The sequence below is a fragment of the Nocardiopsis potens DSM 45234 genome (assembly GCF_000341105.1).
Taxonomy (GTDB): domain Bacteria; phylum Actinomycetota; class Actinomycetes; order Streptosporangiales; family Streptosporangiaceae; genus Nocardiopsis_A; species Nocardiopsis_A potens.
Map to the genome: position 1 here is coordinate 1 of NZ_ANBB01000074.1, position 12,514 is coordinate 12,514.

Genomic DNA, 12,514 nt, shown 5'->3' on the forward strand with positions numbered 1-12,514 from the left:
CTGCACCGGCGGCTCGGCATCGGCCCCGGCGACCCGGTGGTGGTGCAGCTGCCGAACGTCCCCGAGGTGTTCGAGGTGGTCTTCGCCCTGTTCCGGCTGGGCGCCCTGCCGGTGTACGCGCTGCCCGCGCACCGCTCCGCCGAGATCGGCCACCTGCACGCGGTGACCGGGGCGCGGGCGCTGGTCGTCTCCGCCGCCCGCGGCCCCTTCGACCACGTCCGGATGGCCCGCGAGATCGCCGCCGGAACCGGGGACGGCCCCGCCCCGCACGTGATCGGGGTCGGCGCCGCCGACCCCGGAGCGCTCACCGAAGCAGGCGCGGTCCCGCTGGAAACACTGCGCGCCGAAGCCGCCGACCCCGCCGCGCTCTCCGACCCCGACCCCTCCGACGTCGCGTTCTTCCAGCTCTCCGGCGGCACCACCGGACTGCCCAAGCTCATCCCGCGCACCCACGACGACTACCTGTACTCGGTGCGGGCCAGCGCCGACATCTGCGGGCTCACCCCCGACACGGTCTTCCTCGGCGCGCTGCCCGTCGTGCACAACTTCCCGATGAGCTCCCCCGGCTTCCTCGGGGTGATGCACGCCGGCGGCAGCACCGTGCTGGCCCCCGACCCCAGCCCCGCCACCTGCCTGGAGCTGATCGAACGGGAGCGGGTCACCCTCGCCGCCGCGGTCCCGCCGGTCGCCATGCTCTGGCTGGACGCGGTGGACGGCGGCGCCCAGGCCCACCGCGACCTCTCCTCGCTGCGGATGCTCCAGGTCGGCGGCGCCAAGTTCGCCCCCGAAGCGGCCAAGCGCGTCGCCGGCACCCTCGGCTGCCGGCTGCAACAGGTCTTCGGCATGGCCGAAGGGCTGGTCAACTACACCCGGGACGAGGACGACGAGGCGACCGTCACCGGCACCCAGGGCCGGCCCATCTCCCCCGGCGACGAGCTGCGCGTGGTCGGCCCGGACGGCGCCGAGGTGCCGCCCGGCGAACCCGGCGAACTGCTCACCCGCGGCCCCTACACCATCCGCGGCTACTACCGGGCGCCCGAGCACAACGCCAGGGCGTTCACCCCGGACGGCTTCTACCGCACCGGCGACGTGGTCCGGGTCGCGCCCAGCGGCCACATCACCGTCGAGGGCCGGGTCAAGGACCAGATCAACCGGGGCGGCGAGAAGATCGCGCCGGACGAGGTGGAGGACCACCTCCTGGCGCACCCCGGGGTGCACGACGCCGCCGTCGTCGCGATGCCCGACCCCTACCTCGGCGAGCGCGCCTGCGCCTACGTCATCCCCCGGGACGGCGCCGGCGACGGGCTCGACCGCCCCGCCCTGCTCCGCTTCCTGCGCGGCCGCGGCCTGGCCGCCTACAAGATCCCCGACCGGGTCGAGGTGGTGCCGGAGTTCCCCGCCACCGGCGTCGGCAAGGTCAGCAAGCGCGACCTGCGGGCCGCCATCGCCGACGCGGTCACCGCCGGCCGGCACTGAGAACCGGCGACCCAGAGAGGAACCGAGGAAACCCCGATGTCCCTGCCGCAGATCGCACCCTACGAGCCGCCGGCGCCGGACCGCCTCCCGGACAACCGCGCCCAGTGGCGGCCCGAACCCGAGCGCGCCGTGCTGCTCGTGCACGACATGCAGCGCTACTTCCTGCGGCCCTACGCGCACGGCGCCGAACCGCTGAACCGGGCCACCGCCAACATCGCCCGCCTCGCCGCCGCCTGCCGGGCCGCCGGCGTCCCGGTGGTCTACACCGCCAAGCCCGGCGACATGCCGCGCGAGCGGCGCGGCCTGGAGATCGACTTCTGGGGCAGCGGGATGCGCGCCGTCCCCGAGCACACCACCATCGACGACGCGGTCCGCCCCGAACCCGGCGACACCCTCCTCACCAAGTGGCGCTACAGCGCCTTCGCCCAGACCGACCTGGAGCAGCGCCTCGCCGCCATGGGCCGCGACCAGCTGCTCGTCACCGGGGTCTACGCCCACATCGGCTGCCTGCTCACCGCCGCCGACGCCTTCATGCGCGACATCCAGCCGTTCTTCGTCGCCGACGCGATGGCCGACTTCACCGCCGAGGACCACCACTTCGCGGTCCGCTACGTCGCCCGGCGCTGCGGCGTCGCACTGACCACCGACGCCGCCCTGGACGGCGTCCGCGCCACCGACCGCAGCACCGCCGCGGCCGGCTGACCACGGCCGGCGACCACCGCGACCGCCCCTCTCGAAAGGACCACTGTGACCACCACCCGGACCACGGACGCCCCGCCGGTGCACGACCTCGCCGGCATCGGATTCGGCCCGTCCAACGTCGCCCTCGCGATCGCGCTGCGCGAGCGGCGCGAGCAGGCCGCCGCCGACCCCGGGCGCACCGCCCCGACCGCGGTGTTCCACGAGCGCCAGCAGGAGTTCGGGTGGCACCGCGGGATGCTCCTGGACGACGCCACCATGCAGGTGTCCTTCCTCAAGGACCTGGTCACCACCCGCAACCCGGCCAGCGACTTCTCCTTCCTCAGCTACCTGCACCAGGCCGGGCGGCTGCACGACTTCATCAACCACAAGACGCTGTTCCCGCTCCGCTCGGAGTTCCACGACTACCTGGCCTGGTGCGCGGGGCGGCTGTCCGACTCGGTCCGCTACGGCTCCGAGGTGATCGGCGTGGAGCCGGTGCGCGACGCCGCCGGCCGGATCTCCGCGGTGGACGTGCTGGCCCGGGAGGCCGGCCCCGGCGGAGAGCGCACCCACCGCACCCGGGCCCGCAACCTGGTCATCGCCCCCGGCCTCTCCCCGCGGCTGCCCGAGGGCGTCCGGCTCGGCGAGCGCGTCTGGCACAACGAGTACCTGCTGCACCGGCTGGAGGCGCTGGGCGAGGGCGCCGCCCCCCGCTCGTTCGCCGTCGTCGGCGCAGGGCAGAGCGCCGCCGAGGTCGCCGACCACCTCTACCGCCGCTTCCCCGGCGCCGAGGTGAACGCGGTGTTCTCCCGGTACGGCTACAGCCCCTCCGACGACAGCCAGTTCGCCAACCGGATCTTCGACCCCGAGGCCGTCGACGCCTTCTACGACGCCTCGGACGAGACCAAGGCCCAGATCATGGGCTACCACGGCAACACCAACTACTCGGTGGTCGACCCCGACCTGATCGAGAGCATGTACCGTGCCGTCTACCAGGACCGGGTGCTGGGCACCGAGCGGCTGCACATGCACAAGCTGTCCCGCGTCACCGGGGTCGAGGAGGACGCCGACGGCGTCACCCTCACCGTCGAGCACCTCCCCTCCGGCAAGCAGCGGCCGCTCCGCGCGGACTACGTCGTCTACGCCACCGGCTACCACCCCGCCGCCCCGCTCTCCCTGCTCGGCGGGCTCGCCGAGCACGTGGCGACCGACGCCCGCGGCCGGCACGCCGTCGGCCGCGACTACCGGCTGATCACCGACGACGAGGTCACCTGCGGGATCTACCTGCAGGGCGGCACCGAGCACACGCACGGCATCTCCTCGTCGCTGCTGTCCAACGTCGCCGTCCGCGCCGGGGAGATCCTCGACTCCGTCGGGGCGCGCACCGCCGGCGCCGCGGCGGCCTGAACGGCGCCCCGACCGCGGCACCCGCCCCCACCGGCCCGCCCCTACGCCCACTTCTACGAAAGGGCAGCACGGAGATGACCGACACCGCGCTCACCCCCGAGCGGATCCGCGCCGACGTGGAGAGGGTCCTCGGCGAGCAGCCGGGCACCGTCCCCGGCACGGAGAACCTCCTCGACCTCGGCATGGACTCGATCCGCCTGATGAGCCTGGTGGAGTCCTGGCGCACCGCCGGCGCGCAGACCGACTTCATCGAGCTCGCCGAGGAACCCAGCATCGACGCCTGGACCCGCCTGCTCGCCGGCGGCTGATCACACCACCCCGGCGGAAACCCTCCGGGGCGCCGACCCCTGCCCGCCGCACCGCCCGCCACCGCAGCCACTCTCCCGACCCGGAGCCACCGAAGATGACCGACACCCCTCACCCCCGGTTCGACCTCACCGGAGCCCAGAGCGGGGTCTGGTACGCCCAGCAGGTCGACCCTTCCGGAGCCGTCTACAACGTCGGCCAGTACGTCGACCTCGTCGGCGACCTGGACACCGGACTGCTCCAGGAGGCGCTGGCCGCCGTGGTCGCCGAGACCGACGCGCTGCGCACCCGCATCGTCGACGACGGCGGGGTGCCCCGACAGGAGGTGCTCCCGCCCGGCGCCGCGGGCGTCGGGCGGCCCGCGGACGCGGTCGACCTGCGCGGCGAGGCCGACCCGGAGGCGGCCGCGCTGGAGCTGATGCTGGCCGACATGGACACCCCGGTGGACCTGGCCGGCGGGCCGCTGCACCGGTTCGCGCTGATCCGCACCGCCGACCGGCGGCACCTGTGGTACCAGCGCTACCACCACATCCTCGCCGACGCCTACGCGATCAGCGTGATCACCCGCCGGGCGGCCGAGGTCTACACCGCCCTCGCCGAGGGGGCCGACCCCGGCCGCCGGTTCGGCGCGCTGGCCGACGTCGTCGCCGAGGAGGAGGCCTACGAGGCCTCCGAGCGGCGGGAGGAGGACGGCGGCCACTGGGCCCGGGCCCTGGCCGACCGCCCCGAACCCGCCCTGCTCTCGGACGCACCGCCCGCGACCCCCCGGCGGGCGGTGCGCCCCGGGGCGCGGCTGGACGCGGCGGCCCTGTCCGGCCTGGAGGAACTGGCCGGACAGGCCGGCGCCAACTGGGCGGAGGCGCTGATCGCCCTGTTCGGCTGCTACGTGCACCGCCGCACCGGCGCCCCCGAGGCGGTGCTCGGCGTGCCGGCGATGGGCCGGCTCGGCTCGGCGGCGCTGCGCACCCCCGCCATGGTGGTGAACGTGCTGCCGCTGCGGGTCCCCGCCGCCCCCGGCGACACCGTCGCCGAGGCGGTCCGGCGCACCCGGGACGCGCTGCGCGCACTCCGCGCGCACCAGCGCTACCGGGCCGAGGACATCCGCCGCGACCTCAGCCTGGTCGGCCGCGCCACCGGCCTGTACGGGCCGATGGTCAACATCAAGGCCTTCGACTACGACGTCCGCTTCGGGGAGGTCCGCGGCGACACCCGGACCCTCTCCGAGGGGCCCGTCGACGACGTCTCGCTGTCGGTCGCCGCCGACAGCGGCGCCGGCGGCCTGCACCTCGTGCTCAACGCCAACCCGGAGCGCTACACCGAGCAGGAGGCCGCCGACCGCCTCGCCGAGTTCGTCCGGATGGTCGAAGGGCTGCTCTCCCGCCCGGAACCGGGCACCGGGGAGGGCGGAGCCGGCGCCGCGGCCTCCGCCCGGGTCGCCTCGCTCGACCTGGTCGGCGCCGCCGAGCGCGCCCTGCTCACCGCGCCCCCCGAACCCCGCCCGGTGCCCGAGGACTCCGTCGCCGACCAGGTCGCCGCAGCGGCCCGGCGCGCCCCCGGCGCCCCCGCGCTGCGCACCGCCGAGAGCAGGCTGGACTACGCCGGGCTGGTCCGCCGCGCCGACGCGGTCGCCGCCCGGCTGGCCGCCGCCGGCGCGGCCCGGGAGACGGTCGTCGCGATCGCCCTGCCGCGCGGCGCCGACCTGGTCGCCGCGCTGCTCGCGGCGAGCCGGCTGGGCAGCACCTACCTGCCGATCGACCCGGACTTCCCGGCCGACCGGATCGCCTACATGCTCGCCGACTCCGGCGCCCGCCTCCTGGTCACCACCCCCGAGCTGGACAAGGAGCTGCCCGAGGGCCCGGAGCGGGTGCTGCTCGGCCCCGCCGGCCCGGAGCAGGCCGACCCCGCGCCCGGCACCGCCGACCGGGCGACCACGGCCCCCGCCGCGGCGGCCCGCCGGCACGGCGCCGCCTACGTGCTCTACACCTCCGGTTCCACCGGCCGCCCCAAGGGAGTGGTGGTCCCCGAGCGGGGCCTGCTCAACTTCCTGCGGGACATGGGGGAGCGGTTCCCGCTCGGCGCGGACGACCGGTGGCTCGCGGTGACCACCGTGGGCTTCGACATCTCCGCCCTGGAGCTGTACCTGCCGCTGATGCACGGCGCCGAACTGGTGCTGGCCGACCGGGACACCGTGCGCGACCCCGCCGCCCTCGCCGACCTGGCCGAACGGGCCGGCGCCACGGTCATGCAGGCCACCCCCGCCCTCTGGCGCGCCCTGGCCGACGAGCGCCCGGCGGTGCTCGACCGGCTCCGGGTCCTCGTCGGCGGGGAAGCGCTCCCCACCGACCTGGCCGAGCGGCTCGCCGCCCGCGCCCCCTCGGTCACCAACCTGTACGGCCCCACCGAGACCACCATCTGGTCCACCGCCTCCCGGGTCCGCCCCGGCGAACCGGTGGACATCGGCGCCCCGATCGCCAACACCGGGGCCTACGTCCTCGACTCCGCCCTGCGCCCGGTCCCGGTCGGCGTCCCCGGCGACCTGTACATCTCCGGCGAAGGGCTGGCCCGCGGCTACGCCGGCCGCCCGGACCTGACCGCGGAGCGGTTCGTCGCCTGCCCGTTCGGCGCCCCCGGGGAGCGGATGTACCGCACCGGCGACGTGGTGCGCCGCCGCGCCGACGGCGCCCTGGAGTACCTGGGCCGCGGCGACCACCAGGTCAAGGTGCGCGGCTTCCGGATCGAGCTCGGCGAGGTCGAGGTCCGGCTCGGCCGGCTGCCCGGCGTCGCCCAGGCCGTGGTCACCGCCCGCGAGGACGTCCCCGGCCAGGCCCACCTGGTCGGCTATGCGGTGTTCGAGGACGGCGCCGACACCGACCCGGCCCGGCTCCGCGCGGCGCTGGCCGAAACGCTGCCCGACTACATGGTCCCCTCGGCGTTCGTCGCCCTGGACGCGTTCCCGCTGACCGAGAACCGCAAGATCGACCGCAAGGCGCTGCCCGCCCCCGCAGGCGCCGGTGCCGCCGCCGGGGACCGCCCCGCCCCGGACGCCGCGCCGCGCACCCCCGTCGAGGAGCGGATCTGCGCCGTCCTCGGCGAAGTGCTCGGCAGCGCCCCGATCGGGGTGCACCAGGACTTCTTCGCGCTCGGCGGCCACTCGCTGCTCGCCACCCGCGCCGCCAACCGGATCCGCGCCGAGCTCGGCCTGCACGCCCGGGTCCGCGACCTGTTCGACGCCCCCGAACCGGCCCGCCTCGCCGCCCTGCTCCAGGAGCGCTCCGGCGGCGACGACCGCCCGCCGCTCACCGCCCACCCCGGCCCCGACGACGACGCCCCGCTCTCCTACGCCCAGGAGCGCATCTGGTTCCACGAGGAGCTGCACGGCCCCGGACCGGCCTACAACGTCCCGCTCGCCTTCCGGCTGCGCGGCCCCGTCGACGCCGCCGCCCTCGCCCTGGCGCTCCGCGACACCGTCGCCCGGCACGACGTGCTGCGCACGGTCCACGCCGACGACGGGGAGGGGCCGCGGCCGCGCGTGCTGCCCATGGGCCGGGTCCCCGAACTGCTCCGCACCGAGGACGCCGGCGCCGACCCGGCCCGGCTCGACCGGGCCGTCGCCGAGGTGCTGCACACCCCCTTCGACGTGCGCACCGACGTCCCGGTGCGGGCCGCGCTGATCCGCACCGCGCCCGACGACGCGGTGCTGGCGCTCTGCTTCCACCACATCGCCACCGACGAGTGGTCGGAGACGCCGTTCGTCCGCGACCTGGACACCGCCTACACCGCCCGCACCGCCGGCGAGGAGCCCCGCTGGGAGCGGCCCGCGGTCCGCTACACCGACTTCGCCCGCTGGCAGCGGTCCTGGCTCGGCGACGCCGCCGACCCCGGGTCGCCGATGGGGCGCGGGCTCGCCTACTGGCGGCGCGCGCTGGACGGGCTGCCCGCCGAGACCGCCCTGCCCGCGGACCGGCCGCGGCCCGCCGTCGCCGACGGTGCCGGCGCGACCGTCCGCTTCGACCTGGACGCCGACACCGCCGCCGCACTGCGCCGCGCCGCCGCCGCGCACGGCACCACCGTCTTCATGGTCCTCCAGGCCGCCGTCGCGGTGCTGCTGCACCGGATGGGCGCCGGCGACGACATCCCCGTCGGCACCCCGGTCACCAACCGGGACGACACCGCCGTGCACGACGCGGTCGGCATGTTCCTGAACATGCTCACCCTGCGCACCGACCTGTCCGGGGCGCCCACCGGCCGGGAGCTGCTGGCGCGGATCCGCGAGGCCGACATCGAGGCGTTCGCGCACGCCGGCGTCCCGTTCGAGGCGGTGGTGCGGGAGACCGACCCGTCCCGCTCCGCCGCACGCCACCCGCTCTTCCAGGTCATGCTGACCTACCAGCGCGAACCCGACCACCCCGGGCTGCTCGGCACCGACTCCTCGGTGCACCCGATCGACATCGCCACCTCCAAGCTCGACCTGGAGTTCACCTTCGCCGAGTTCCCCGGCGGCGGAGGGCTGGCCGCGAACCTGCGCTACGCCACCGCCCGCTTCGACCGGGCCACCGCCGAGGGCCTGGCGGAGCGGTTCCGCCAAGTGCTGATCGCCCTGCTGGTCGCGCCGGACGTCCCGGTCGGCGAACACGAGGTGCTCACCGACGCCGAGCGCAGCGCCCTGCTGCGCGGCGCCGGGGCCACCGCCCGCCCGGTCCCCGCCCCGGGGCTGGCCCGGCGCATCGCCCGCACCGCCGCCGAGCACCCGGACCGCACCGCCGTGCGCGCCGGGAGCGAGCGGGTCGGCTACGCCGAGCTGGCCCGCCGCGCCGACGCGGTCGCCGCCCGGCTGGCCGCCGCCGGCGCGGTCCGCGAATCGGTGGTGGCGGTGGCGCTGCCGCGCGGCGCCGACCTGGTCGCCGCACTGCTCGCGGTCGGCCGCACCGGCGCCGCCTACCTGCCGATCGACCCGGACTTCCCGGCCGACCGGATCGCCTACATGCTCGCCGACTCCGGTGCCCGCCTCCTGGTCACCACCCCCGAACTCGACCCGGTGCTGCCGGCCGGCCCGGCCCGGCTGCTGCTCGGCCCGGACGCCCCCGGCGGCGCGGCCGCGTCCCAGGCGGCCGGCGCGGTGCTCTCCTTCCTGGACCCGCACCCCGACTCCGCCGCCTACGTGCTCTACACCTCCGGCTCCACCGGCCGCCCCAAGGGCGTGGTGGTCCCGCACCGCGCGCTGCTCAACTTCCTGCTGGACATGGCGGAGCGGTTCCCGCTGGACGCCGGCGACCGGTGGCTCGCGGTGACCACCGTGGGCTTCGACATCTCCGCCCTGGAGCTGTACCTGCCGCTGATGCAGGGGGCGGAGCTGGTGCTGGCCGACCGGGACACCGTGCGCGACCCCGCCGCCCTCGCCGACCTGGCCGAGGAGAGCGGGGCGACGGTCATGCAGGCCACCCCCGCCCTCTGGCGCGCCCTGGCCGAGGACCGGCCGGAGGCCCTGGACGGCCTGCGCGCCCTGGTCGGCGGCGAGGCGCTCCCGCGCGACCTGGCGGAGCGGATGGCGGCGCGCACCGCGCACACCGCCAACCTGTACGGGCCGACCGAGACCACCATCTGGTCCACGGTCTCCCGGGTGCGCGTCGGCGAGCCGGTGGACATCGGCGCCCCGATCGCCAACACCGGGGTGTACGTGCTGGACGCGTCGCTGCGCCCGGTCCCGGTCGGCGTCCCCGGCGACCTGTACATCTCCGGCGAAGGGCTGGCCCGCGGCTACGCCGGCCGCCCGGACCTGTCCGCGGAGCGGTTCGTGGCGTGCCCGTTCGGTGCGCCGGGGGAGCGGATGTACCGCACCGGCGACGTGGTGCGGTGGCGCGCCGACGGTGCCCTGGAGTACCTGGGCCGCGGCGACCACCAGGTCAAGGTGCGCGGCTTCCGGATCGAACTCGGCGAGGTCGAGGAGGCGCTGTCCCGGGCCGAAGGCGTCGGCCAGGCGGTGGTGACCGCCCGCGAGGACGTCCCCGGCCAGGCCTACCTGGTCGGCTACCTGGTCCCCGAGCCCGGAGGCGCGGACCCCGACCCGGCCCGGCTCCGCGCGGCGCTGGCCGAAACGCTGCCCGACTACATGGTCCCCTCGGCGTTCGTCGCCTTGGACGCGTTCCCGCTGACCGAGAACCGCAAGATCGACCGCAAGTCCCTCCCGTCGCCCGCCGTTTCCGGTGCGGAGCCTTCGGGGCCCCGCTCGTCGTCCGCCGCCTCCGCCGAAGGCCCTTCAGGCGGCGGTGGTTCCCTGCGTGCCGGCACCGGTCCCGGCCGAGGCGCTCCGGAAGAGGGACGGCCCTCCTCTTCAGGGCCGCTCCGCGCCCGGCTGCTGCTCGCCCCCGGCGCAGACGGTGCGGCCGGGACCACCGAGTCCGCCAGGGCCGCGGGCGGCGAGCCCCGGGACGAGACCGAGCGGGAGATGTGCGCGATCGCCGCCGAGGTCCTCGGCCTGCCCTCGCTCGGCGTGCACGACGACTTCTTCACCAGCGGCGGGCACTCGCTCGCCGCCGCGCGGACGGTCAACCGGATGCGCGCCCGCCTCGGCCTGGACATCGGCGTCCGCGACCTGTTCGAGGCGCCCACCGTCGCCGGGCTCGCGGCCCGCACCGCCGCGCGCTCCGCCGCCTCCGGCGGGGACCGGCCCGCGGCCGCCCGCCCGCCCCTGGCCCGCCGCACCGACCCGGACGCCCCCGCGCCGCTCTCCGCCGAACAGCGCCGGCTGTGGCTGCTGGACGGGATGAACCCGGGCTCCGACGCCTACAACGTCCCCTGGGCACTGCGGATCTCCGGCCCCCTGGACCGCGCGGCCCTGGCCGCCGCCGCCCGCGACGTGCTGCTCCGGCACGAGGTGCTGCGCACCAGGTTCCCGCTGCCCGAGGGCGCCGCCGAACCGGTCCAGCAGGTGGTCCCGGAGGACGCCCTCCCCGCCGATCCGCTCCGCGTCGAGGAGCCGCGCACCGCCGCCCCGCAGGACGGGGCGGCCGGGGCGGACCACCGGGTCGAGGCGGCCGCGCGGGCCCCGTTCGACCTCGGCTCCGACCTGCCGGTCCGGTTCACCCTCTTCCCCGAGGGCGAGGACGAGCACCTGCTGCTGGTCGTCTTCCACCACATCGCGGTGGACGAGTGGTCCCAGGCGCCCTTCCTGCGCGACCTGGACACCGCCTACCTGGCCCGCCTGGACGGGCGGGCCCCGGACCAGGCGCCGATCCCGGTCCAGTACGCCGACTACGCCGCCTGGCAGGCCGAACTGCTCGGCGACGGGGACGACCCGGGCAGCGCGGCCGCCCGGCAGCGGGCGTTCTGGGCCGAGGCGCTGGCCGGCCTCCCCGAGGAGACGGCGCTCCCCGCCGACCGGCCCCGGCCGGCCGGCGGAATGCCGGCCGACGGCGGCGTGGTCGGGTTCCGGGTGCCGCCCGCGCTCCGCAAGGCCGCCGAGGAGCTGGCCGAGTCCACCGGCACCACCCGCTTCATGGTGCTGCGCACCGCCGTCGCCGTGCTGCTGCACCGGATGGGCGCCGGCGACGACGTCGCACTGGGGGCGCCCGCCGCCAACCGCACCGACGAGGCGCTGCACGACCTGGTCGGCATGTTCCTCAACACGCTGGTGCTCCGCACCGACCTGTCCGGCGACCCCGGCTTCACGGAACTGCTGGGCCGGGTGCGCGCCGCCGACCTCGCCGCGCACGACAACGCCGACCTGCCGTTCGAGGACGCCGTGGACGCCGCGGCCCCGGCCCGGGTCGCCGGCCGCAACCCGCTGTTCCAGGTGATGGTGGCGCAGCAGATCCGCCCCGCCGACACCGGCGGCCTCTTCGGGCTCCGCACCCGCCTGGACGACCGGGTCATCGACAGCGCCAAGTTCGACCTGGAGTTCGCCTTCATCGAACGCCCCGGCGAGGACGGGCTGGACGGCGTGATCCGCTACGCCGCGGCCCTGTTCGACCCGGAGACCGTGCAGGCGCTGGCCGAGCGGTTCACCCGGGTGCTCACCGCCGTCCTGGCCGACCCGGCGCGCCCCGTGGGCACCGCCGACGTGCTGCTGCCGGCCGAACGGCGCGCCCTGGACGCCGAGCGCGGCGCCGCCGCGCACCCCGTCCCGCCGCGGACGCTGCCCGAGCTGCTGGCCGCGGCCCCCGGTACCCGGGAGGCAGGGCCCGCCCTGCTCTTCGGGGGCGAGTCCGTCTCCCGTGCGGAGTTCGATGGGCGGGTGGCGCGGTTGGCGCGTGAGCTGGTGGCGCGAGGTGCGGGTCCGGAGTCGGTGGTGGCGGTGGCGTTGCCGCGTTCGGTGGAGCTGGTGGTGGCTCTGCATGCGGTTGTGCAGGCGGGGGCGGCGTATCTGCCGCTCGACACCGACCTGCCCGCCGGCCGGCTGGCCTACATGCTCCGCACCGCGGCGCCGCTGCTGGTGCTCTCCGACACCGCGACGGCACGGTCGCTGCCGGACGGGGACGGACCGGAGACCGTGCTGCTGGACGACCCGCGCGTCCAGGGCCGCCTGGAGGTCCGCTCCGCCGATCCGGTGTCGGATGCGGATCGGCGGGGGCGGCTGCTTGCGGAGCACCCTGCGTATGTGATCTTCACGTCGGGTTCGACGGGGCGTCCGAAGGGTGTGGCGGTGCCG

5 protein-coding genes are annotated in these 12,514 nt (G+C 76.5%); all 5 read left to right on the forward strand.

Features of this window, described 5'->3' with window-relative positions:
• On the forward strand, window positions 1–1,476 hold a 1,476-nt coding region (locus D459_RS0127435; protein ID WP_017596199.1), incomplete at its 5' end, for a (2,3-dihydroxybenzoyl)adenylate synthase.
• A 36-nt stretch (window positions 1,477–1,512) separates the two neighbouring features.
• Window positions 1,513–2,178, forward strand: coding sequence for an isochorismatase family protein (locus D459_RS0127440; protein WP_017596200.1), 666 nt, complete (start codon window positions 1,513–1,515; stop codon window positions 2,176–2,178).
• Window positions 2,179–2,223: 45 nt separating this feature from the next.
• On the forward strand, window positions 2,224–3,564 hold the full coding sequence (locus D459_RS0127445) for a lysine N(6)-hydroxylase/L-ornithine N(5)-oxygenase family protein (RefSeq protein WP_017596201.1): 1,341 nt from the start codon (window positions 2,224–2,226) through the stop codon (window positions 3,562–3,564).
• 74 nt (window positions 3,565–3,638) lie between these two features.
• Window positions 3,639–3,872, forward strand: a complete 234-nt coding sequence (locus D459_RS0127450) for a phosphopantetheine-binding protein (RefSeq protein WP_017596202.1) — start codon at window positions 3,639–3,641, stop codon at window positions 3,870–3,872.
• Between the two features lie 95 nt (window positions 3,873–3,967).
• The coding region (locus D459_RS33055) for a non-ribosomal peptide synthetase (protein ID WP_017596203.1) at window positions 3,968–12,514 on the forward strand (8,547 nt) is incomplete at its 3' end.